The 22,002-nt window shown below is 67.0% G+C and carries 22 protein-coding genes and 2 tRNA genes; 19 read left to right on the top strand and 5 right to left on the bottom strand.

The features are described 5' to 3' along the window. The first annotated feature begins 18 nt into the window (after nt 1-18). Nucleotides 19-747: an alpha/beta hydrolase gene (locus tag ABT294_RS38815; RefSeq protein WP_350811424.1), complete on the top strand. Its 729-nt coding sequence runs from the start codon at nt 19-21 to the stop codon at nt 745-747. 164 nt (nt 748-911) lie between these two features. Here ABT294_RS38815 and ABT294_RS38810 read toward each other — a convergent pair whose 3' ends face one another. Both ABT294_RS38810 and ABT294_RS38805 read right to left on the bottom strand, forming a co-directional pair. Then, on the bottom strand, nt 912-1,391 hold the full coding sequence (locus tag ABT294_RS38810) for an NUDIX domain-containing protein (protein WP_350811423.1): 480 nt from the start codon (nt 1,389-1,391) through the stop codon (nt 912-914). 32 nt (nt 1,392-1,423) lie between these two features. Next, nucleotides 1,424-2,647, bottom strand: a complete 1,224-nt coding sequence (locus ABT294_RS38805; RefSeq protein ID WP_350811422.1) for a helix-turn-helix domain-containing protein — start codon at nt 2,645-2,647, stop codon at nt 1,424-1,426. Between the two features lie 284 nt (nt 2,648-2,931). Between ABT294_RS38805 and ABT294_RS38800 the strand changes: the two genes are divergently transcribed. From ABT294_RS38800 to ABT294_RS38755, 10 genes are all read left to right on the top strand, one after another. Then, nucleotides 2,932-3,237 (top strand): hypothetical protein, encoded by a 306-nt coding sequence (locus tag ABT294_RS38800; RefSeq protein WP_350811421.1) that lies wholly within the window; start codon nt 2,932-2,934, stop codon nt 3,235-3,237. Between the two features lie 253 nt (nt 3,238-3,490). Then, on the top strand, nt 3,491-4,225 hold the full coding sequence (locus ABT294_RS38795) for a GntR family transcriptional regulator (protein WP_350811420.1): 735 nt from the start codon (nt 3,491-3,493) through the stop codon (nt 4,223-4,225). Between the two features lie 125 nt (nt 4,226-4,350). Beyond that, nucleotides 4,351-4,764 carry a plasmid replication, integration and excision activator gene (locus tag ABT294_RS38790; protein WP_350811419.1) on the top strand — a complete coding sequence of 138 codons (414 nt, stop codon included), beginning with the start codon at nt 4,351-4,353 and terminating at the stop codon, nt 4,762-4,764. Then, complete coding sequence (locus ABT294_RS38785) at nt 4,764-5,039, top strand: hypothetical protein (protein WP_350811418.1); 276 nt, start codon at nt 4,764-4,766, stop codon at nt 5,037-5,039. Before ABT294_RS38790 ends, ABT294_RS38785 begins: the two co-directional genes overlap by 1 nt. Next, entirely contained in the window at nt 5,036-5,350 is a 315-nt protein-coding gene (locus tag ABT294_RS38780) for a hypothetical protein (protein ID WP_350811417.1), read from the top strand. Before ABT294_RS38785 ends, ABT294_RS38780 begins: the two co-directional genes overlap by 4 nt. Nucleotides 5,351-5,436: 86 nt before the next feature. Then, nucleotides 5,437-6,861, top strand: a complete 1,425-nt coding sequence (locus ABT294_RS38775; RefSeq protein WP_350811416.1) for an FtsK/SpoIIIE domain-containing protein — start codon at nt 5,437-5,439, stop codon at nt 6,859-6,861. Next, a complete protein-coding gene (locus ABT294_RS38770; protein WP_350811415.1) occupies nt 6,858-7,013 on the top strand; it encodes a hypothetical protein in 156 nt (51 codons plus the stop codon). The genes ABT294_RS38775 and ABT294_RS38770 overlap by 4 nt, the downstream gene beginning before the upstream one ends. After that, the gene (locus tag ABT294_RS38765) at nt 7,010-8,623 is read left to right on the top strand and encodes a replication initiator (protein ID WP_350811414.1); all 1,614 of its coding nucleotides are present in this window, start codon (nt 7,010-7,012) and stop codon (nt 8,621-8,623) included. The genes ABT294_RS38770 and ABT294_RS38765 overlap by 4 nt, the downstream gene beginning before the upstream one ends. Continuing rightward, complete coding sequence (locus tag ABT294_RS38760; RefSeq protein ID WP_350811413.1) at nt 8,620-8,874, top strand: excisionase family DNA-binding protein; 255 nt, start codon at nt 8,620-8,622, stop codon at nt 8,872-8,874. The genes ABT294_RS38765 and ABT294_RS38760 overlap by 4 nt, the downstream gene beginning before the upstream one ends. Beyond that, nucleotides 8,874-10,070 (top strand): tyrosine-type recombinase/integrase, encoded by a 1,197-nt coding sequence (locus tag ABT294_RS38755; RefSeq protein ID WP_350811412.1) that lies wholly within the window; start codon nt 8,874-8,876, stop codon nt 10,068-10,070. Before ABT294_RS38760 ends, ABT294_RS38755 begins: the two co-directional genes overlap by 1 nt. A 53-nt stretch (nt 10,071-10,123) precedes the next feature. Here the strand turns inward: ABT294_RS38755 and ABT294_RS38750 are convergent. Next, nucleotides 10,124-10,194, bottom strand: a tRNA-Gly gene (locus ABT294_RS38750). Between the two features lie 89 nt (nt 10,195-10,283). Here ABT294_RS38750 and ABT294_RS38745 point away from each other — a divergent pair. Beyond that, a tRNA-Pro gene (locus ABT294_RS38745) sits at nt 10,284-10,357 on the top strand. Between the two features lie 71 nt (nt 10,358-10,428). On the opposite strand, the gene ABT294_RS38740 is transcribed toward ABT294_RS38745, so the two are convergent. Beyond that, nucleotides 10,429-11,262, bottom strand: a complete 834-nt coding sequence (locus ABT294_RS38740; RefSeq protein WP_350811551.1) for a M48 family metalloprotease — start codon at nt 11,260-11,262, stop codon at nt 10,429-10,431. A 147-nt stretch (nt 11,263-11,409) separates the two neighbouring features. After that, nucleotides 11,410-11,835 (bottom strand): ATP-binding protein, encoded by a 426-nt coding sequence (locus ABT294_RS38735; protein WP_350811411.1) that lies wholly within the window; start codon nt 11,833-11,835, stop codon nt 11,410-11,412. A 283-nt stretch (nt 11,836-12,118) separates the two neighbouring features. Between ABT294_RS38735 and ABT294_RS38730 the strand changes: the two genes are divergently transcribed. From ABT294_RS38730 to ABT294_RS38700, 7 genes are all read left to right on the top strand, one after another. Continuing rightward, nucleotides 12,119-12,985, top strand: a complete 867-nt coding sequence (locus ABT294_RS38730; RefSeq protein ID WP_350811410.1) for a Sco1979 family transcriptional regulator — start codon at nt 12,119-12,121, stop codon at nt 12,983-12,985. A gap of 149 nt (nt 12,986-13,134) precedes the next feature. Further along, nucleotides 13,135-14,505: a trigger factor gene (gene tig, locus ABT294_RS38725; protein ID WP_350811408.1), complete on the top strand. Its 1,371-nt coding sequence runs from the start codon at nt 13,135-13,137 to the stop codon at nt 14,503-14,505. A gap of 69 nt (nt 14,506-14,574) precedes the next feature. Continuing rightward, a complete protein-coding gene (locus ABT294_RS38720; RefSeq protein ID WP_350811407.1) occupies nt 14,575-16,131 on the top strand; it encodes a Na+/H+ antiporter in 1,557 nt (518 codons plus the stop codon). Between the two features lie 112 nt (nt 16,132-16,243). Then, nucleotides 16,244-16,876: a ClpP family protease gene (locus ABT294_RS38715; RefSeq protein WP_350811406.1), complete on the top strand. Its 633-nt coding sequence runs from the start codon at nt 16,244-16,246 to the stop codon at nt 16,874-16,876. A gap of 11 nt (nt 16,877-16,887) precedes the next feature. After that, nucleotides 16,888-17,511 carry an ATP-dependent Clp protease proteolytic subunit gene (locus ABT294_RS38710; protein ID WP_350811405.1) on the top strand — a complete coding sequence of 208 codons (624 nt, stop codon included), beginning with the start codon at nt 16,888-16,890 and terminating at the stop codon, nt 17,509-17,511. Nucleotides 17,512-17,685: 174 nt separating this feature from the next. Beyond that, nucleotides 17,686-18,969, top strand: coding sequence for an ATP-dependent Clp protease ATP-binding subunit ClpX (gene clpX / locus ABT294_RS38705; RefSeq protein WP_350811404.1), 1,284 nt, complete (start codon nt 17,686-17,688; stop codon nt 18,967-18,969). Nucleotides 18,970-19,042: 73 nt separating this feature from the next. Further along, nucleotides 19,043-21,619, top strand: a complete 2,577-nt coding sequence (locus ABT294_RS38700; protein WP_350811403.1) for a valine--tRNA ligase — start codon at nt 19,043-19,045, stop codon at nt 21,617-21,619. Nucleotides 21,620-22,002 lie beyond the last annotated feature (383 nt).

Below are 22,002 nucleotides of genomic sequence, written 5' to 3'. Positions count from 1 at the left end.
GGTCGAACTGGAGGCAATGTGACTGTCTACACCGATCGCGGTGTCGTTTACGACGCTACGGGCAAGTTGCTGGACATCTATCGCCGGGAGAGTGCGGAGTCGGATCCGGTGATGTTGCTCTGGCACGGTAGAGGCCCCGACGAGCGGACTGTTCTGGAGCCATTGGCGCGGGCCACTGCGGAGCTCGGCGTGGTGGTATTCGTGCCCGATTGGCGCCCTGATTCCCTGGACGGGGGACGAGCTCATCTGCTGGCGTCGATCGCCTTCGTGCTTGGGCAGGCTGAGGCGTTCGGTGGGGATCCACATCGCGTGCTTCTGGCGGGCTGGTCGCGGGGTGCTAAGGCTGCATCGGGAATCGCTGTTGATACCTCGGCCGCCAATGGTTGGCGGCCTTCGGCAGTGGCGTGCTTGGCAACACGCTATGGCCGGCCGACTCCCACGTCCGCAAGGGTGCCGCTTGAAGCAGTGGTGAGCGGGGACGTGGACCCCATTCCTTTCTGGCTCGTGCATGGACTTAATGACGAGCTGGTGGACGTGGAGCACTCACGCGAGTTCGCCAAGGTGCTGCGTGACCATGCCTGGCCAGTGCATTTTCACGAGCTGGAGACGAATCACGCCGGCATCGTTATGACGCAGTGCGATGCCGGCCTGAGGCGATGCGTTCCGGCTACGGGCGGGCACGCGTTGGAGGCCGGTCAACGCGTTGCTGCCATCCTCGCGAAAGCTGCCGGTGGGACCGTGGCATGACGTTGTTGTAGCAGGGCAGCCTCTCGCAGCGCGCGGCCCGAGCGCGGGCGCGCGCGAGAACGGCCCCCAGGCCGCACGCGCAGCGTGTGGCCGCGCTCGAGCCGCGTGGCGGCGCGCAGCGCCGCTCTTGATACCAATGAGAACAATTCGGCAAGATCCGCGAGTTAGTCCGGCAGTCTCTGACCGTGTTCGAGGTAGAGAGTGTGGCCGATGGTGTGGGCGGTGATCGCGGCAGATACGCGGCTGGCGAGGCGTTCGATCAGTAGGCCGTCGAGTTCCTCGGGCGCGTGGTAGTCGTAGCCGGACAGTTCCCCGTCGGAGAATGTGATCCTGCTCTGTAGCTCGGGGCTGAGGATTCCGCCGTCGAAGATGAACAGGACTTTGTCGCCTTCCTTGGGGTGTGGTGCCCAGTCGACGACGAGTAGGTCCCCGATGCGTGGCTGGATGCCGAGTTCCTCCTGAACTTCGCGCACACAGGCTTGGAAGGGCGTTTCACCCGGCTCGATGTACCCGCCGGGGATGTCGAGGTAGTTCTTGTAGGTCGGCTTCACCAGCAGCACGCGACCGTGTTCGTCGAAGAACAGGACGCCCGCGGCTGCTCGGGCGCTTGCCATGGGAGGTGCGGTAGTCCCTTGGTCGCTCATGATCTCGACCCTACGGGGTTCGGCCGGCGTCGTCATGCGACGTGAAGACGTCGGGCAAGATCGGCAAGCCTGCGGCTGGGTTTGCCCTTCTGGCGACGTATCCAGGTCAGGACGAGTTGACGACTCAGGAAGTGGGTCCTTACCTGCTCGGGCGCGATCCGCTCGGCGGCGAGCATCGCATCGAGGGCCTCGTCCGTACGGTTCCACATGCTGAATGCCTGAGCCACGGCCAGGCCGTGACGTGCCCGGCGCTCGATCGGCAGGGCACTGGTGTCAAGGTCGGGGCCGACGTCTACGGCGATCTGGAGGTCGCCGAGCTCGATGGCCGTGGCTACGCGGTGGATGGCGACATTGGTGGGGCCGAATGCGGTCCAGACGTGGTTGGCGTCGCTTCCGAGCCTGCGCGCGGACTCCTCGGCATCGGCGAGAAAGGTGCGGACACTCGTTCTGTCTTCGGCTCGGGCTGCCGCCATGGACCCTGCCAGCAACAGCGTCCCATGCACAGAGAGCAGTTCCGGTGTCGCGTTGCCGAGCTGGTCGTCCAGCAGTCCTGTGACGTCGCTGGTGAGCTGGATGGCGGCGTCGTAGCGACCGATGGAAAGCAGCGCGTGTGTGACTGAGCGGAAGAGGGAGGCGATCACGAGCTGGTCGCCGGAGTTTTGCGCGTGGGTCAGACCACGCTCGGAGGCGATCCACGCGAGGTCGTGCTCGCCGATCTTCACCAGGATGGTCGCGGCTGCGTGGTACGCCTGACCGAGTAGCGCCTGAGCGTGCAGCCGCTGGTCGCCGTCGTAGGTGACGGCGGCGTGCTGGGCCTGCGTGAGCAGCGTGGGCAGTCGCCGAACGACAAGTCCGTAACGAGACTCCTGGTAGGCGTTCCAGACATCGGCGATCTCGGCTCGCAGCTCGGTGAGGTCGGCCGGATCACCCGCTTGGACCAGCGAGGTGAGCGGCGAGAGCCGGCGGAAGTCGGTGATCGCTGCCCGCAGCGCAGGAATGGTCCGCTCTCCGCTTTCCGGCGTCCACTCCAGTAGGGACGGCTCGGCGAGCAGATCGCCAAGGGACACGTCAAGTGCGATGGCGAGCGACTTGATCACGGACAGTCGGTCAAGGTCGATGTGGTCGTTCTCGACCTTGCTGAGCCAGTCGGCGGTGCGGCCGATCAAGCCCGCGAGGACCTCTTGCGCCATCCCGCGCCGTTTCCGGTACCAGGCGACGCGTTCTCCGATGGTCAGGTGATCTGTCATGCCGCGCATGCCCGCTCCGACCTCGCCATATCGAATTTTGCGACCCGGAAAATCCTTCCGGGTCGGCATCCCCGTTGCGATCTAGTGTCACCGCTACCAGCAGTTCCGTCCATCGCACGGAGGGCAATCGTGGACGAGCAGCACGACATTCCGAACTGCTCCGCCTGCCGGGGTTCTGGATGGCGCTATGCGCAGGTGCGTCAGACATACGGCACGCGTTCCCTGGACGGTCGGACGGCTGTGGGAGCCATGGTTCAGTGTGCCGACTGTGCGGGTTCCGGGCGGTGCTCTTGATGAACATCCAGTTCGTTTACACCCGGCTGGCGGCGCTTCGGCAACCACTGTCTCCCGAGTTGATCGTGTTGGAGAGGCTCCAGTACCAGCTCATCCAGGCCGAGCATGTTGTGGCCAACCTGCGCCCCGAGCTGGAAGCTCTGCTGGTCTACGGCCCGCAACCGTGCCTGCCGGTGCACGTCTTCGTCGGGTATGGCGGTCGCTACTTCTCGTGGCAGAACGCCGAGAAGCGACACCCGGTCGATGACATCGGGGGAGCAGCCGAAGTCCTCGCCGCCTACGTAAGGCGCGACGAGGCTCCATAGAGCGGGCGCGGCGGTGAGGTTGACGCCCGGACGAAGTTCCGGGGACATCCGGGTTCTTCCCTCCCCGTCGCGCCTCATACGGCCCGGCAGAGCCGCGTGAGACCCCGTTCCCCCGTGCGGGTTCCACTTCTCCCACCCCCGGAAATGGCTCTGCCGGGCTCTACCGCCGACTATCGGGTGGGGGATGGCAGGAGCTTTGTGTAGTGCTACTGTCGGCCTGACAGGTCATATGCAAGACATTGGGGAAGCTGTCATGGCAAAGCGCGACGAAGACACCTTGAAGTACGAGCGGGTGCTGAACGCGCTGAGATCGCGCATCGAAGAAGGCACATACCCGCCCGGCACTCTCCTGCCCTCCCAGCATCAGCTTGTCGCTGAGTTCGACGTGTCACGACCGACCGTGATCGAGGCTCTTCGGCTGCTCCGCCAGGAAGGGTGGATCGAGACGCAGACCGGACGCGGCTCCTTCGTGCGCGGCAAGGTCCCCAACATCACCGATCAGCGCTCTTCCGCCGGCCAACGCCTCCTCGACGAGTCCGAGTCGGACACCTCGGCCGAGCTCCTGCAAGCCGGGATCGTAGTAGCTCCTCTCAAGGTCGCGACTCTGCTGGAGATCGCACCAGGCAGCAAGGCGTTCCTGCGGCAATACGTGATCAGCGATCAGGGCGGCCCCGTCGAGCTGATCTCGGCCTGGTTTCCGCTCGATCTGGTGGCAGGGACCAAACTCACCTCGCCTGAGCCGCTGGACGAAGGCATTCGCCGCCATCTGTACGGGCGCAAGAAGCTACGCCTGGACCATGCGATCGAACGGACGCGCTCACGATCGGCTACCCCCGATGAAGCGGCAGCGCTGGGCATCGAGAATGGCGCTCCAGTCCTCAATGTGGTCGTCACCGGGCACGATGCGGCTGGACATCCTCGACAGTTGGTGGACGCGGTCCTTCCCGGCGATCGCCACGAGCTCCGGGACGTCTACCCGTTGACCTAGCTCGCCTGACAGGCCCGCCCCTCGCATGCACTTGACATGACAGGTTGGCCGTCGTATCTTCAGGTCACAACCTGATAGGTCAGGTTGAAGCATCAAGAGATGCTGCCAGATCAGGAGGCTCTGCGATGGCACTTCAAGGACCCATCCCCATTCACTTCCACCAGGTCTTCCCTGCGGGCTGTTACGCCGTGGGTGAGGTCGAGCCGGTCAGGGACTTCGACGCCTCCACGAGCGGGCGTGAGGTTCAGGCCCGCGACAAGCAGACCGGAGAGCTGGTGTGGCAGATCGCGGTCATGGACGCGGATCCGGCCGTCAAGGCGTCGCAGAAGACGGTGGCCGTCAAGGTCATCTCCCCGGTGCAGCCGGTTCCCCCGGCTCCCATGTCGGGGCTGCCGTTCACGCCGGTCGAGTTCGACGGCATGACGGTCACCCCCTACGTCAACCAGCAGGGCCGGTTGGCGTACTCGATCAGGGCACGCGAGATGCGCGCGCCTCGCCAGTCCACCAAGAACGCCGTCAACAAGGAGGTAGCGGCCTGATGTCCCCTCGACGCAAGCGCCCCACCAGCGTGATCAACCTCAACACCTCGGCCGGCGCTCACGCCGAGAACCGCCCTTACCGGCTGCGCACCCCGGTCCTCGTGCTCGACTTCGGCGCGACCTCGGTCCTGGTCACCACCTCGACGGCCAACCGGGTGACGGCGGCCGACGTGGAGTTCGCCCGTCAACTCGCCGACCAGGCGGCCGGCTTCGCACGCTCGGTCGAGCGCATGTTCCGTGGCCTGCCCACCGGCCGGGAGGTCGCGGCGAGATGACCCTCGACCCGTACACCTACGTGACCCTGTCGGTGCATGGCGACGAGAAGCCACAGATGCACGTCTCGTTCCACACCCCCGAGATCTCCGTAAACCTGCTCACGGTCGAGGACGTTCGTCCGGTGCTGCACCTGTCCACGCGCGAGGCGGACGTGATGATCTCGACCACAGGCGCGGGACCGGTCACCGACCACGACGTCACCTTGGCGCGCGAGATCTTCAACGCCGCCGCTCAGTACCTGGCCGACTGCGAGCGGCTGTACTCCGGCCAGTCGGCCACTGGCAAGGCCACCGACCAGACGGCGGCCTGACAGGTAAGGCGGGGCCGCCAGAAGCGCCAACTTCCGGCGGCCCCTCGGTTCTCCCCTGACTCCACATCACGAGAGGTTCCAAGCTTATGTTCAGGCGACTGCCCGGTGACGAAGCGCGCAACCTCGTCACCACCACCCCCGACACGGCCGTGGTCTTCCGCCCGGCCGTCGTCACCACCCCCGCCATCCTCACCATCGTGATCTTCGCCTGGCGGCTCCTCGCCGGACTGGTCCGAACGATCTGGCGGCACCCTCTCGCCGTTCTCGTCATCCTCACCCCCGGCGCGCTGACGGTGCTGTACGGCTGGCGCGTCGCGCTGCTCTTGCTCATCCCGGTGCCGGTCGGGCTGATCGTCTGGGCGCTGACCGACCGTAGCTCCTTCGCCCACTGGATCGGCTGGCGGCTGCTGGCCTGGTGGCGGCTGGTCTTCATCTACCGGCGACACTGGCAACCCGTCATGATCGTCTCCGGACTCGGCAGACACCTCGGCGGCCGTGACTACCTGCCCCGCCTCGGCAAGGTCACCTGCAACACGTGGGCCGACAAGGTGACCGTACGCATGCTCGACGGACAAGCGGTCAAGGACTGGGCCGACCGTACCGACCATCTCGCGCACGGCTTCGGCTCGCGATCATGCCGGGTCGCCATCCTCAAGGCCGGACGGCTCATGCTGACCTTCCCCCGGCGCGACCCGCTCGCCGAGGTGATCGGCGCGCTCCCCGTCCCCGCCGCGCCAACCGTGGGACCGGTCGAGATCGGCAAGCAGGAAGACGGCGCCCCCTGGTATCTCAAGATCTTCGGTACCCATGTCCTCGTGGCCGGTGCCACCGGGGCGGGCAAGGGCTCGATCATCTGGTCCACCATCCGCGCCCTGCTCCCGGCGCTGCGTGGGGGCCTGGTTGAGATCTGGGCGCTGGACCCCAAGCTGATGGAACTGTCCTTCGGCCGTGCCCTGTTCGGCGATCACTACGCCGCCACCCCGGCTGGCTGCGCCGACCTGCTGGAACAGGCCGTCAAGGTCATGCAAGAGCGCGCGGCGCGCTTCGGCGGTGTCCAGCGTTCCCACACCCCGACCGTGGAAGACCCCTTCGTCCTGGTAGTGGTCGACGAGGTGGCGTTCCTGACCGCCTACCAGGCCGACAAGGACCTCAGACGGCGCATCTCGGCTGCCCTGGCCACCCTCACCACCCAAGGGCGCGCGGTCGGCGTCGGAGTCCTGGCCGCACTCCAAGACCCGCGCAAGGAGGTCATGAACATCCGCAACCTCTTCCCCGACAAGATCGCGCTCCGACTCGACGAGTCGGAACAGGTGGACATGGTCCTCGGCGACGGCGCACGGGACCGGGGAGCACTTGCCGACCAGATCTCCCCGAACCCCGCTCTGGGGGCGGGCGTCGGCTACGTCCGGCTGGAAACCTCACCCGAGCCGATCCGCGTCCGTGCCGCCTACGTCTCCGACGGCGACATCCGCGCCATGGTCGCCATCTTCGCAGGCGGTGAGGGCCGATGACGCTGGCTCACTTCCTCGATGGTCTTCGCTGCTCCTGCTGCCAGAGCCTGAACGCGCTGTGGCTCGATCCGGCTCGCGCGGTGGTCGAGTGCCGGGAGTGCGGACAGTCGGCACTCATCTTCCCCGAGATCGGCGAAGGGAAGGCGCGATGAGCGACCGTTCCACCCCTCGCGCCCTGCGGATGGCCCAACCTCTGGCCCGCCAGGTGGCCGAAGAGGTCGCCAAGCAGTACGGAGTGTGCATCCGGCCCGTCCCGCTCAAGCGCCTCGACACCCACACCGGCCAGTGGGAGATCATCGATGCCCCTTGCGGTGCCACGCTCGACAGCAAGTGCTCGCCGTGTGCCAAGCGCAACCGGCAGCTCCGCATGGCCCAATGTCGAGAAGGCTGGCACCTCGACCAGGAACCGGTCATCACGCCGGACGAGCCGAACGACGAACAACGCTGGCTGATCGAGTTCCGCGCCGACATCCATGCCCAACGCGACGCAGCCGACCAGGCGGGCCAGGACACCGCCGACCTTGACGCGGTCATCTCCGGCCTGGACGAGGAGATCAACGCGGCGGGCATGCGCGGCAACGTGCTCGGCCGGACCGTCCCCAAGCGCAACCGCTCGACCAGACGACGGCAGGACGCCCCAGACCTGCCCAAGCGCAAGATGATCAACTCCACGCTCGGACGGACCTTCACCGGCTCGGACGGGAAGATCTACCGGCCGTCACTGTTCGTCACCCTCACCCTGCCCTCCTACGGCAAGATCCGTAACGGGGTGCCGGTCAATCCCGACAGCTACGACTACGCGCGGGCCGCCCGTGACGCGCTGCACTTCTCCAAGCTCGTCGATCGCTTCGTGCAGAACCTGCGCCGCGTGGCGGGCTATGACGTGCAGTACTTCGCCGCCGTGGAGCCTCAGAAACGGCTCGCGCCGCACCTGCACATGGCCATCAGGGGCACCCTGCCCCGAGCGGAGATCAAGCAGATCGCCGCCGCCACCTATCACCAAGTGTGGTGGCCACCGACCGACCAGGTCGTCTTCGACGGTGAGCGCCTACCCGTGTGGGTGGATGACGCGGGCTACCTGGACCCTGCGACTGGTGAGGTGCTGCCCGCCTGGGACCAGGCGCTCGACCAGCTCGACGCCGACGAGGCGGGGGAACCCCTGCACGTGGTTCGCTTCGGCGTCCAAGTGGACGTACAAGGCGTGCTCGCCGGAACCGCGGACGCCGACCAGTGCATCCGCTACTTGTCCAAGTACCTCACCAAGTCGATCAGTGACAGCCTCGACCCGGACGACCAGGCCCGGCGCGAGCACGCGGGACGGATGGCTGAGGCGCTGCGCTTCGAGCCCTGCTCGCCGACCTGCCCGAATTGGCTGCGCTACGGCGTCCAGCCCAAGAACGCCAGGCCGGGCATGACTCCGGGCCAGTGCCGGGGCAAGGCCCACAAGCCCGAACACCTCGGCTACGCCGGACGCCGCGTCCTGGTCTCCCGCAAGTGGTCCAACAAGACCCTCGCCGAGCACAAGCAGGACCGCCGCATCTGGGTCCTGGAAGCCCTCGGCCAACCCGACGAGCCGACCGACCCGCACCGCTACGTCTGGAAGCCCGTACCGGCCGGAGACGCCAACGTGCCACCTCTGGCCATGCGGCTCCTGCGCTCGGTCGCCGAACGTCAGCGTTGGCGCGTCCACATGGCTCGACTACAGGCCGAAGCGGACGGCCAAGATCTCTCGGCAACTGAGCAGGCGGGGAGGGCGGCATGACTCAGAACCTCACGCGGGAGCCTGTGCCACTGCTCCCGGAGTGGGCTCGGGGCCGGCTGCTCACGGTCGAAGAGGCCGCCGAACGGCTGAACACCTCGGTCCGCTTCCCTCGCCGACTGATCGAGGAACGGCGAATCGCCTTTATCCATGTCGGACGCAACGTCCGTATCCCCGAAGCGGCGCTTGAGGCGTTCATCGCTGCGGGGCTGGTTGAACCGATCATCACCACGCGACGCAGGAGGGCCGCGTAATGGTCAAGACCGCACCTCCCACCCCCGAGGAGCCCAAGCGATCGTCCAAGGGCAGCTCGCCGAAGAGGCGCTTCGGCCGCGTCCGTCTGCTGCCCTCCGGTCGGTACCAGGCGCGTTACAACGGTCCTGACGGAGTTGATCGACCCGCGCCGTACACCTTCGCCACAAAGCGGGAGGCGGACCGCTGGCTGGTTCTCAAAGAGGCGGAGATCCAACGCGGCGACTGGCTGAACCCGGACGGCGGCATGATCTCGTTCGAGGTCTACGCGACTCAGTGGATCGATGATCGGGTGATCAAGAGGACAACGGAGGGCCTGTACCGGAGCCTGCTCAAGAACCACATCATGCCGACTTTCGGCAGTCGGCAGCTCGCCGACATCAAGGACGCCGACGTGCGACGGTGGCGCAAGGAACGTCTGAACGCGGTGGGGCAGTCGACGGTCGCCAAGGCGTACCAGCTCCTCAAGGCGATCATGAACACCGCTCTGGCAGACGAGCTGATCAGACGCAACCCATGCCAGATCAGGGGAGCTTCGGTAGCCGACACCCCGGAACGGCCGGTTGTGCCCCTGGCCAAGGTTCTGGAAGTCGCTGATGCCGTCCCTGAGAGATTCCGGGCTCTGGTGCTCCTGGGCACCTTCACCAGCCTGCGGTGGGGTGAACTGGCTGGCCTACGCCGTACCAATCTCGACCTGGGGGCGGGAGTGGTGCGGGTGGTGGGGACGCTCGTGGAGCTGAACGGTGGCAAGCTGTTCGACGACACGCCCAAGTCGCGGGCCGGTCGACGGGTGGTCGCGATCCCCTCTGAGATTATCCCCGACCTGAGGGCACACCTCGCGCGGTACGCCGAGCCGGGGGAGTGGGGTCATGTCTTCATCGGCCCCAAGGGCGGCCTGTTGCGTCGCTCGGCCTTCCGGCGCATCTGGAACAAGGTCCAGGCGGATGTGGGGCTCCCCGATCTCCACTTCCACGATCTTCGGCACGCGGGTAACACTCTCGCGGCAGCCACGGGCGCAAGCTTGCGAGAGCTGATGACTCGGATGGGGCACTCCTCCACGCGGGCGGCGCTGATCTACCAGCACGCGACGCAGGAGCGCGACCAGGCCATCGCGCAAGCGCTCGGCAAGGCGCTTAAGACCGAGCAGAAGAAGCGATCGGGCACGCAACGGGCACGCGAGATCAAAAAAACGAAGTGAAGATCACAAAGGCCAGGCTCCCTATGCGGGATGACCTGGCCTTTCGTCGTGAGAGCGGACGACGGGAATCGAACCCGCGTAGCTAGTTTGGAAGACTAGGGCTCTACCATTGAGCTACGTCCGCGCGAACCGGTCGAAGTCTGGTCTAGACTTCATCCGGTCGTCAGGGCGTAAGCGTACCGGAGTCCCGGAGCGCGTGCGTACCCGACGCCGCGGGGCGTGGCGCAGCTTGGCAGCGCGCTTGCTTTGGGAGCAAGAAGTCGCAGGTTCAAATCCTGTCGCCCCGACTGTTCGACCAGGAGCAAGGCCACTCGGTGTGTTCGCGAGTGGCCTTCCGCATGTCCGGGGTCCCCGCGATTCAGCCCACCAGTCGTCTGACGCGGACGTGGACGTGCGGGTGGGTCGCCATCAGGCGGCCCTTCCTGGTGCGCGACGCCACCAGCCCCAGCGCCGGAACCCCGCGACGGAGGTCCTGCAGCGGGATGCCCTCGTCCTCGTGCACCTTCAGCAGAGCCGAGGCGAGCAGCCCCGGCTGGCCGAGGAGGTCGGCGGCGGCGCGGTCGGCCGCGAGTTCCCTGGCCCGGCCGAGCCAGCGGAGCGGTAGGTGGGCGAGGAAGCTGACCAGGCCGGCGAGCCCGCCGCCCGCCAGCACCGCGAGCCCGATCAGCAGGCCGTACGGGAACTCCTCCAGCAGGAGGCCGGGCGCCTCGACCGCGACCCGTCCGGTGCCCTTGGCGAACGCGGCCAGGGCGATGGCGAACGAGCTGGCAACCGTCATGACCGCCACGTCGCTGTGCCTGATGTGGGCGATCTCGTGGGCGAGGACGGCGGTCAGCTCGTCCGGGTCGAGCCTGGCGCGCAGGCCCGTGGTGACGATGATCGTCGCGCTGCGCCGCGACCGTCCGACGGTGTACGCGTTCGGCGCCGGCGACGGGCTGATCGCCAGCCGCGGCTTGGGGACGTCGCTCAGCGCGCACAACCGGTCGAGGACGGCGTGCAGTTCCGGCTCCTCGTCCGCCGTGACGAATCGGGCCTTGGTCATCCGCCGCGCGAGCAGCTCGGTGGACAGCCACTGCACCAGCAGGATCGCGGCGGCTCCCAGGACGACCCAGAGAACGGGGACCCCCACCAGGACGAGTCCGGCGAGCACGGCGCCGTAGACGGCCGCCAGCAGGGACATGGGGACGAGCATCCGCACCTTGGAACCTCCAGCCTGACAACGATGGGCCGGAAGGTCTCCCTCGCCGCCGCGGGCCCGCCTGACCGGGCCCGCGAGGGCCGTCGTGACGATCAGACGTGTTCGGAGGTACTCCCCTTCACTCCAAGAAAGGGTAATAAATCAGGAGTCGGCGCGAAAGAGGGCCCACACGGCCTTGCCGCCGCGGGCCAGGGGGTCCCAGCCCCAGCACTGGCTGTAGGTCTCGACGATGTAGAGCCCGCGCCCGTTCTCGGAGATGAAGTCGGGCTCCTTGGGCCGCGGGATCTCGTCGCTCGGGTCGGCCACGGCCAGCAGGAAGTGCGGCGCCACCCGCATCAGGAGCAGCTGGATGTCCTGCTGCCCGCGCGCGTACATCGCGTACCTGACGGCGTTCGTCACAAGTTCGGAGACCACCAGCGCGGCGTCGTCGCTCAGCTCTGACAGCCCCCAGCGCCGCAAGGTCGACCGTGTCACATCCCTCGCCGTCTTGACCGAGTCGGCCTGGAAGGGGAGGGGGCACGAGGTCGTGTAGGGCTTGCCCGAGGCCAACAGGTGGTCAAAGCCCACCTCACGGGTGATCTGCAGACAATCGGCAGTGGCCAAGGGGTCCCCAACCATCCCGCCGATACCTCCCGGTTGCCCTCGGTTTCGTGCATGTTTTGCCCAATATGCACAAGACCATCATGGGTCAGGACCGCCGACGCTGCAAGACCCAAATGCACGTGCATGTGCAATGTGCAGCCGCATGGTCGGTTACCGGGTGGCTATCCGATTCGGACACCAGGTTGAGACCTTGTCATACGCGGCGTTGTGGTGTCACTGTGTGTGCGGACCTTGATAGGGAGGCACAGTGACGCAGAACCAGCCGGGTTCCGGGCCTACGGCGCTGCGTATCCTCCTGGGCTCCCAACTACGCAGGCTCAGGGAAGGCAAGGGCGTCTCGCGCGAGGAGGCGGGGCACCTCATCCGCGGCTCAGAATCCAAGATCAGCCGCATGGAGCTCGGACGGGTCGGGTTCAAGGAACGCGACGTGTCCGACCTGCTGACCCTGTACGGCGTCGTCGAGGACGAGGCCCGCCGGGCCGTGCTCGACCTGGTGGCGACCGCGAACGAGCCCGGCTGGTGGCACCGCTTCAACGACATCCTGCCCACCTGGTTCCAGGCGTACGTGGGGCTCGAGGAGGCCGCGGCCAGGATCAGGACCTACGAGGTCCAGTTCGTCCCCGGTCTGCTGCAGACCAAGGAGTACGCCAGGGCGGTGGTCACCGCCGGATCAGCCGGCGTCGGCGCCGAGGAGATCGCCCGCAGGGTGGACCTGCGGCTGGAGCGCCAGCGGGTGTTCGAACGGCCCGAGGGGCCGGTCTTCTGGGCGGTCATCGACGAGGCCGCGCTGCGCCGTCCCATCGGCGGAGCCGAGGTCATGCGCGCGCAGCTCGAGCACCTGATCGACCTGATGCGCCAGCCGAACATCACGATCCAGGTCATGCCGTTCAGCTTCGGCGGCCACAGCGCCGAAGGCGGCGCGTTCAGCATCCTGCGCTTCCCCGACCACGAGCTGCCGGACGTCGTCTACGTCGAGCAACTCGCCAGCGCCCTCTACCTGGACAAGCGCGAGGACGTCGACAGGTACACAGCGGTGATGGAACGGCTCTGCGCCGTCAGCACCACGCCCGACGAGACCGTCGAGCTGCTGAGGTCGATCGCCGAAGAGTTCTGAGAGTTGCTGGGTCTGCCCTAGACTGGCCAACGGCGTTTGGTTACCGCCGTGCGGAGCATGCCCAACGCCGATCATGTGGGCGCGGCGCGTGAGCCGTACCGAATGGACGCGCCCGCGATCACTGGAAGCTTGATCAAGGAGACCACCCCGTGAAGACCGCTGTCGAGGAGCTCAGCCCGACCCGGGTCAAGCTCACTGTCGAGGTGCCGTTCGACGAGCTGCGCTCGAGCCTGGATGCGGCGTACAAGAAGGTCGCGCAGCAGGTGCGCGTTCCCGGGTTCCGCCCTGGCAAGGTCCCGGCTCGCATCATCGAGCAGCGCTTCGGCCGGGCGGTGGTGCTGGAGGAGACCCTCAACGACGCGGTGCCCAAGCTGTACGGCCAGGCCGTCGACGAGGTCGACCTGTTCCCGGTCAGCCAGCCCGACATCGAGGTCACGAAGATCGACGACGGCGAGCAGATCGAGTTCACCGCTGAGGTCGACATCCGTCCCAACTTCGACGTCCCTGACTACGCGGGCGTCGAGGTCACCGTCGACTCCGCCGAGGTCTCCGACGCCGACATCGACGCCCAGCTCGACGCGCTGCGCCAGCGCTTCGCCACGCTGACCGGCGTCGAGCGTCCCGCCGCGTCCGGCGACTTCGTCGTCATGGACCTGCGCGCCGAGATCGACGGCGAGAACATCGAGGAGCAGCAGGCCAACGAGGTCTCCTACGAGGTCGGCGCGGGCTCGGTGCTCCAGGGTCTCGACGGCGCGCTCGAGGGCATGGCCGCGGGCGAGGAGAAGAGCTTCAAGACCGAGCTGGTCGGCGGCGCCAACGCCGGCGAGGAAGCCGACGTGATCATCAGCGTCAAGTCGGTCAAGGAGAAGGTCCTGCCCGAGCTCGACGACGAGTTCGCGCAGCTCGCGAGCGAGTTCGACACGCTCGACGAGCTCAAGGAGAGCATCCGCGAGCAGGCCCGCCGCAACAAGCTCATCGAGCAGGTCGTCCAGGCCCGTGAGAACGCCCTCGACACGCTGCTGGAGAAGATCGACATCCCGATCCCCGACAGCGCGCTCAAGGCCGAGGTCGACGCCCGCAAGCACAACCTCGACCACCAGGTCGCCGAGAGCGGTCTGAGCCGCGACGCGTTCTTCCGTCTCTACCAGACGACGGAGGAGGAGCGCCTCGCCGAGTTCGAGACCAGCTCGGCCAAGGCGATCAAGGTCGGCTTCGTCCTCGACAAGATCGTCAAGTCGGAGGAGCTCGGCGTCTCCGAGCAGGAGCTGACCAACTTCGTGGTCCGCCGCGCCATGGAGATGGGCGTCCAGCCCAACCAGCTCGCCCAGCACCTGGCCGACAACGACCAGCTCACGCTGGCCATGGTCGAGATCGTCCGCGACAAGGCGAAGTCCGTCATCGGCGACGCCGCCAAGGTCGTCGACTCCGAGGGCAACGAGGTCGACCTCAAGGCCATCTACACCGAGATCAACGGTGAAGAGGTCGTCGAGGAGCCCGCCGAGGAGAAGACCGAAGACTGACCTTCACGCACGAAGCCCCCACCGCCGCGCGGTTGGGGGCTTTGTCGTTTTTTGGGCAGGTGAGAGGCCATGGGGGACCAGCTCTTCATCCTCGCCCTGGGGGTCGGGCTCGCGATGGTGGTGTCCGGCGTGCTCGCCAGACGCCTGCGGGTGCCGGAGCCGTTCCTCCTGGTCCTGTTCGGCGCGGCGCTGAGCCTGCTGCTGTCCGCGGAGGTGGTGCACGTCGAGCCCGAGGTGGTGCTCACCGCGTTCCTGCCGCCGCTGCTCTACCGCGCCGCCTTCCTGACGGCTCCGCGTGAGACCAGGCACGACGCCGTCCCGATCAGCGTCCTGGCGGTGGGTCTCACCTGCGTGACCGGTCTGTGCGTGATGGTCGTCCTGGGCATCACCGTCCCCGGGTTGACGTGGGCGGCGGCGCTCGCGCTCGGCGCGGCCGTCGCCCCCACCGACGCCGTGGCCGCCACGTCCGTGCTGGAGCGGGTCGGCGCGCCCAGGCGGCTCGTGACGATCCTGGAAGGCGAGAGCCTGCTCAACGACGGCGTCGCGCTCACCATGTTCGGGCTCGCGGTCGACGGGCTGACCGGACAGGTCACGGCAGCCCACGGAGCGCTCACCCTGCTGCGGATCGTGTGCGGCGGCATCCTGTACGGCCTCGTGGTCGCCTGGGTGATCGGCAGGGTCCGGCCGCTGTTCCACGACCCCCGCAGCCAGATCGTGCTGTCGCTGCTGACGCCGTTCGTCGCCTACATACCGGCCGTCCACCTCGGCGTGTCGGGCGTGCTGGCGACCATCGTGACCGGCTTCTCGCTCGGCATCACCGGGCACGTCCTGCAGCCCGCCTCCCGGCTGACCGGCCAGGTCTTCTGGAACGTGCTGATCCACCTGCTCGGAGCCACCCTGTTCGTGCTGCTCGGCCTGCAGATCGTCACGGTGTTCCAGCACTTGGACGGCACGGCGTGGTCCCGCTACGCGCTCGCGGGACTGGTCGCCGTCGCGACCGTCATCCTGCTACGGCTGGCGTGGACGGTCCTGGTGCTGCCGCTGGTCCCGCTGCGAGAGCCGATCGAGCGCAAGCAGCGCCTGGTACTGGGCTGGGCGGGCATGCGCGGCGCGATCACGCTGGCTGTCGCCCTGTCGATCCCGCTCTCCGCCGGGAACCGGTCGTTGCTGATCTTCCTGGCGGCCTGCGTCGTCCTGGTGTCGCTCGGGTTGCAGGCCACCACTCTCGGCCCGCTGCTGCGGCGCGTGGGCCTGAGCGAGTCGCGCACCGAGATCCTGGAGGAGACCACCGCGCGGGAGGCCATGCTGGAGGTCGCGCTCGCCCGCCTGGACGAACTCGCCGCGGACGGCAGGGTGGACGAGCGCACGGCCGAGGTCTTCAGGCAGCTCTTCGAGCTGCGCCTGGACCGGGTCAGGGCGATACTCGAAGACGACCTCCTAGGCGAGACCGGCCCGGAGGTCGACCCCCAGGCGGGCCACGGCGGCCTGCGCCGCGAGCTGATCAGAGCCCAGCGCGAGAAGCTTCGCCAGCTCTACGAGAAGGGGGCGATCGGTGCTGACACGTTGCGTAAACTCAACCATGAGCTGGACGTCGAGGAGCGCCGCAGGGTCTCGGGCGACCGTTGACCTGAACCTGCGCCGTCAGCGAACAGTCGGTGGACCGGGCATGACCTGTGTGCGGCGCGCGTTAAGGTCACAAGCAAAGCCCATCGATTACGACGCATCGGAAGGTGACGCTGTGACCAGCCCGCCGACCTTCTATCAGCCTGAGTCGCGAGGCCGTGAGAACGGCTCGTCCTTCCGGCTCGAGGACCAGCTGTACCAGCGCCTGCTGCGTGAGCGCATCATCGTGCTCGGGCAGGAGGTGAACGACGAGATCGCCAACCGCATCTGCGCCGAACTGCTGCTGCTCGCGGCCGACGATCCCAATCGCGACATCACGCTCTACATCAACTCGCCTGGTGGCTCGGTGAGCGCCGGCATGGCGATTTACGACATGATGGAGTATGTACCGAACGACGTCTCCACGGTCGTGATGGGCATGGCGGCCTCGATGGGGCAGTTCCTGCTCTCCGCGGGCACCAAGGGCAAGCGCTACGGTCTGCCGCACGCGCGCATCATGATGCACCAGCCGTCCGGCGGCATCGGTGGCACCGCCGCCGACATCGCCATCCAGGCCGAGCAGATGCTCTATGTGAAGAAGACCCTGGCCGAGCGGATCGCCTTCCACACAGGGCAGCCGCTCGAGCAGATCGAGGCCGATTCCGACCGCGACCGCTGGTTCACAGCCGACGAGGCCAAGGACTATGGCTTCATCGACCACGTCGTGCGCAGCGCGCGGCAGGTGCCCTCGCAGGGCCCCGTCTCCTAGGGGAAGCTGAAGTGGATATCAACAGCCGCTACATCATTCCGGAGTTCTCGGAACGCACCTCGTACGGGGTGAAGACGATGAACCCGTATACCAAGCTCTTCGAGGACCGCATCATCTTCCTCGGGGTGCAGATCGACGACGCGTCGGCGAACGACGTCATGGCCCAGCTGCTGACGCTGGAGTCGCTCGACCCCGACCGTGACATCAGCATCTACATCAACTCGCCCGGCGGCTCGTTCACCGCCATGACGGCGATCTACGACACGATGCAGTTCGTCCGGCCGGAGATCCAGACCGTCTGCCTCGGCCAGGCCGCGTCCGCCGCGGCCGTGCTGCTGGCCGGCGGCACCCCGGGCAAGCGGTTCGCGCTGCCCAACGCCCGGGTGCTGATCCACCAGCCCTCCACCGAGGGCGGTGGCCAGGGAAGCGACATCGAGATCCAGGCCCGCGAGATCCTTCGCATGCGAGCCCTCCTGGAGGACATCGTGGCGAGGCACTCCGGTAAGAGCCCCGCCGAAGTCCGTAAGGACATCGAACGCGACAAAATTCTCAACGCGGACGAGGCGAAGGCGTATGGTCTGATCGACGACATCATCCCGTCCAGGAAGAAGCGAGCTCAGGCCGTTGCTTCCTAGATGAGATGTGCGCACCGGAGCGCTGCCCATTAAGGCACGTTCCGGTGCGACTCGCCGCTAGGGGGCTCACTGAGGGCCCAGAAGACGGTAACGTCGAAACCTGAGCGGTTCGGACCGGGTCCGGAGGATACGGATCGCGGGAGCAGGGCGGTCCCACGCAAAGGAGTATCTGGGGTGGCACGCATCGGCGACGGGGGAGACCTGCTGAAGTGCTCTTTCTGCGGGAAGAGCCAGAAGCAAGTCAAGAAGCTCATTGCCGGTCCAGGCGTCTACATCTGCGATGAGTGCATCGATCTCTGCAACGAGATCATCGAGGAGGAGCTCTCCGAGTCCTCCGAGCTCAAGTGGGACAACCTACCCAAGCCGAGGGAGATCTTCGAGTTCCTCGACGCCTACGTCATCGGTCAGGACAAGGCGAAGAAGGCCCTCTCGGTGGCGGTCTACAACCACTACAAGCGGGTGCAGTCCGGCGACCGGGGCAGAGACGACGGCCCTGAGCTGTCCAAGAGCAACATCCTGCTGCTCGGGCCCACGGGTTCCGGCAAGACGTTGCTGGCGCAGACCCTGGCGAAGATGCTGAACGTCCCCTTTGCCATCGCCGACGCCACCGCGCTCACCGAAGCCGGGTACGTCGGCGAGGACGTCGAGAACATCTTGCTCAAGCTCATCCAGGCCGCCGACTACGACGTCAAGAAGGCCGAGACCGGCATCATCTACATCGACGAGGTCGACAAGATCGCCCGCAAGAGCGAGAACCCGTCGATCACGCGCGACGTCTCGGGTGAGGGCGTGCAGCAGGCGCTGCTGAAGATACTCGAGGGCACCACGGCCTCGGTTCCGCCGCAGGGCGGTCGCAAGCACCCCCACCAGGAGTTCATCCAGATCGACACCACGAACGTGCTGTTCATCTGCGGCGGCGCCTTCGCCGGTCTGGAGAAGATCATCGAGTCGCGGATCGGCAAGAAGGGCATCGGCTTCAACGCCGTGATCCGGTCCAAGGAAGAGGTCGACAGCGCCGACATCTTCGCCGATGTGATGCCGGAAGACCTGCTGAAGTTCGGCATGATCCCCGAGTTCGTCGGCCGCCTGCCGATCATCACCTCGGTGCACAACCTCGACCGCGAAGCGCTCATCCAGATCCTCACCGAGCCGCGCAACGCGCTGGTCAAGCAGTACCGCAAGCTGTTCGAGATCGACGGCGTCGACCTGGAGTTCACCGACGACGCGCTCGAAGCCATCGCCGACCAGGCCATCCTGCGTGGCACCGGCGCCCGCGGGCTGCGCGCGATCCTGGAGGAGGTGCTCCTGTCCGTCATGTACGAGGTGCCCTCCCGCGAGGACGTAGCACGCGTCGTCATCACCCGCGAGTCGGTGCTGGAGCACGCGATCCCGACCCTCGTCCCGCGTGACCAGCTCGCCGCCAAGCAGCAGCGCACGCCGCGCGAGAAGTCGGCCTGACGGCCTCCCCAACACGGCAGGCGCCCTGTGGATGCAGATCCATGGGGCGTTTCGCTGTTCCGCCTCCCTAGAATTGGTCACTGTGACAACGCCAGAGCTGCCTACCCAGTACACCCCGGCCGACGTCGAGACCCGAAGCTACGAGCGCTGGGTGTCCGAAGGCTACTTCCGTGCCGACCCTGGCAGCTCACGCGTGCCGTTCAGCATCGTCCTCCCTCCGCCGAACGTGACCGGCGTCCTGCACATCGGGCACGCCCTCGACCACTCCATCCAGGACGCGCTGACCCGCCGCGCCCGCATGCAGGGGCGCGAGGCCCTCTGGCTGCCCGGCATGGACCACGCGGGCATCGCCACCCAGAACGTCGTCGAGCGCGAACTGGCCAAGCAGGGGCTGTCCCGCCACGACCTGGGCCGAGAGGCGTTCGTCGAGCGCGTCTGGGAGTGGAAGGAGGAGTCGGGCGGCCGGATCCTCGGCCAGATGCGCAAGCTCGGCGACGGCGTCGACTGGTCGCGCGAGCGGTTCACCATGGACGAGGGGCTCTCGCGAGCCGTCCACACGATCTTCAAGAAGCTCTTCGACGACGGTCTGATCTACCGCGCCGAGCGCATCATCAACTGGTGCCCACGCTGCCTGACCGCGCTCTCCGACATCGAGGTGGAGCACAGCGAGGACGAAGGCGAGCTCGTCTCGATCCGGTACTCCGATGAGATCGTGGTCGCCACCACGCGGGCCGAGACCATGCTCGGCGACACCGCGGTGGCCGTGCATCCCTCCGACGAGCGGTACGCGCACCTGATCGGCACCCTCGTGGAGGTGCCGCTCACCGGGCGCATGATCCCCATCGTCGCCGACGAGCACGTCGACCCCGCATTCGGCACCGGCGCGGTCAAGGTGACACCCGCGCACGACCCTAACGACTTCGAGATCGGCCGCCGCCACTCCCTGCCGTCGCTGACCGTCATGGACGAGCGCGGCGTGATCACCGCGCACGGGCCGTTCCAAGGCCTCGACCGGTTCGAGGCACGCCCGGCGGTGGTGGCGGCGCTGCGGGCCGAGGGGCGGATCGTCGCGGAGAAGCGTCCGTACCTGCACTCAGTCGGGCACTGCTCACGATGCAAGACCGTGGTGGAGCCCCGGCTGTCGCTCCAGTGGTTCGTCAACGTCTCGCCGCTGGCCAAAGCCGCCGGCGACGCCGTGCGCGACGGCCGCACCCGCATCCACCCGCCGGAACTGGCCAAGCGGTACTTCGACTGGGTCGACGACATGCACGACTGGTGCATCTCGCGGCAGCTGTGGTGGGGGCACCGGATTCCGGTCTGGTACGGCCCCGACGGCGAGGTCGTCTGCGTGGGCCCTGACGAGCGGGCCCCCGAGGGCTACGTCCAGGACCCTGACGTCCTCGACACCTGGTTCTCGTCCGGGCTCTGGCCGTTCTCGACGCTCGGCTGGCCCGACGCGACACCGGAACTGGCCCGGTTCTACCCGACATCCGTGCTGGTGACGGGGTACGACATCCTGTTCTTCTGGGTCGCCCGGATGATGATGTTCGGGTTGTACGCGATGGACGGCGAGCCGCCGTTCCGCGTGGTGTCGCTGCACGGCATGGTCCGCGACCAGTACGGCAAGAAGATGTCCAAGTCCTTCGGGAACGTGGTCGACCCGCTCGACTGGATCGAACGTTTCGGCGCCGACGCGACCCGCTTCACGCTGCTGCGCGGCGCCAATCCCGGCGCGGACGTCGCGGTGAGCGAGGAATGGGCGGCCGGCTCCCGCAACTTCTGCAACAAGATCTGGAACGCCACCCGGTTCGCGCTGATGAACGGGGCGGCCGTCGGGTCCCTGGAAGGGCTGGAGCTGACGGCGGCCGACCGGTGGATCCTGTCGCGGCTGCAGAGCGTGATCTCGTCCGCTGATGCGGCGTTCGAGGAGTTCGAGTTCGCCAAGGCGTCCGACCTGCTCTACCACTTCGCGTGGGACGAGGTCTGCGACTGGTACTTGGAGCTGGCCAAGATCCAGCTCGGCGAGGGGCTGGAGCACACCAGGCTGGTGCTCGGGCACGTCCTCGACGCGCTGCTGCGGCTGATGCATCCGCTGGTGCCGTTCGTCACGGAGGAACTGTGGCGGGCGGTCACGGGCGGCGAGTCGATCGTCATCGCGCCTTGGCCCGAGGTCGATGCGCGGTACACCGATCCGGTGGCCGAGGCGGAGATCGTGGCGCTGCAGGAGCTGGTGACCGAGGTCCGCAGGTTCCGCTCCGACCAGGGCTTGAAGCCGGGGCAGAAGGTGGCGGCGCGGCTGGCACTGTCCGGCACGACCCTGGCCGCGCAGGAGGGGGCCATTCGGTCTCTGCTGCGGCTGACCGCGCCGGGCGACACGTTCGCCGCCACGGCACGGTTCACCGTGGGCGGAGTGAGCGTCGAGATCGACACCGCCGGTGCCATCGACGTCGCGGCCGAGCGCAAGCGGCTGGAGAAGGATCTCGCCGTCGCCCGCAAGGAGGCCGCGCAGGTGGCTGCCAAGCTGGGCAACGAGCAGTTCATGGCCAAGGCGCCTGAAGACGTGGTGGCCAAGGTCAGAGGACGGGCCGAGCAGGCGGCTGCTGACATCGCGCGGCTGGAGGCTCAGCTCGCCATGCTGCCGCAAGGCTGAATGTTTGGGCCTCCCGCACGCGGGGAAGACCTATTCGTTACCGAAGATGGACCTTGGACCGCGCTGGGGCTGCTACAGTTTTCCGTGCGGGGCTGATGGCTCCGACTCCCTCAGGCAGATCCGATCTTTCGGGCTGCGTCCAGATCCGATTGGACAAAGCTCTGAAGTTGGAGTAAGTTAGAGGGGTTGCCCTGGAGACAGGGTGGTCCGGAAGATCCCGGATCGGGCGATTTGACAAAGATCGTCCGAGTCGGTAAACTGGATAAGCGAGAGGTGCGCCTCTGATCGCAGATCGACAGGATCTGGGTGACGAAGTTCGCGTCCGTTTCTTGAGAACTCAACAGTGTGTTAAAAGCCAGTGCATGATGCACAAACCCCGTCAT

It is taken from the genome of Nonomuraea sp. NPDC000554, from assembly GCF_040300065.1.
In the GTDB taxonomy this organism is placed as follows: domain Bacteria; phylum Actinomycetota; class Actinomycetes; order Streptosporangiales; family Streptosporangiaceae; genus Nonomuraea.
Note: the sequence above shows the minus strand (reverse complement) of the source record. Positions and strands in the feature narration are given on the sequence as shown.

Coding starts and splice junctions, on each gene's coding strand:
- ABT294_RS38800 (WP_350811421.1), top strand. CDS start 2,932: ATGAACATCCAGTTCGTTTACACCCGGCTGGCGGCGCTTCGGCAACCA.
- ABT294_RS38810 (WP_350811423.1), bottom strand. CDS start 1,391: ATGAGCGACCAAGGGACTACCGCACCTCCCATGGCAAGCGCCCGAGCA.
- ABT294_RS38790 (WP_350811419.1), top strand. CDS start 4,351: ATGGCACTTCAAGGACCCATCCCCATTCACTTCCACCAGGTCTTCCCT.
- ABT294_RS38740 (WP_350811551.1), bottom strand. CDS start 11,262: ATGCTCGTCCCCATGTCCCTGCTGGCGGCCGTCTACGGCGCCGTGCTC.
- ABT294_RS38770 (WP_350811415.1), top strand. CDS start 6,858: ATGACGCTGGCTCACTTCCTCGATGGTCTTCGCTGCTCCTGCTGCCAG.
- ABT294_RS38755 (WP_350811412.1), top strand. CDS start 8,874: ATGGTCAAGACCGCACCTCCCACCCCCGAGGAGCCCAAGCGATCGTCC.
- ABT294_RS38795 (WP_350811420.1), top strand. CDS start 3,491: ATGGCAAAGCGCGACGAAGACACCTTGAAGTACGAGCGGGTGCTGAAC.
- ABT294_RS38785 (WP_350811418.1), top strand. CDS start 4,764: ATGTCCCCTCGACGCAAGCGCCCCACCAGCGTGATCAACCTCAACACC.
- ABT294_RS38775 (WP_350811416.1), top strand. CDS start 5,437: ATGTTCAGGCGACTGCCCGGTGACGAAGCGCGCAACCTCGTCACCACC.
- ABT294_RS38760 (WP_350811413.1), top strand. CDS start 8,620: ATGACTCAGAACCTCACGCGGGAGCCTGTGCCACTGCTCCCGGAGTGG.
- ABT294_RS38720 (WP_350811407.1), top strand. CDS start 14,575: ATGGGGGACCAGCTCTTCATCCTCGCCCTGGGGGTCGGGCTCGCGATG.
- ABT294_RS38805 (WP_350811422.1), bottom strand. CDS start 2,647: ATGCGCGGCATGACAGATCACCTGACCATCGGAGAACGCGTCGCCTGG.
- ABT294_RS38780 (WP_350811417.1), top strand. CDS start 5,036: ATGACCCTCGACCCGTACACCTACGTGACCCTGTCGGTGCATGGCGAC.
- ABT294_RS38765 (WP_350811414.1), top strand. CDS start 7,010: ATGAGCGACCGTTCCACCCCTCGCGCCCTGCGGATGGCCCAACCTCTG.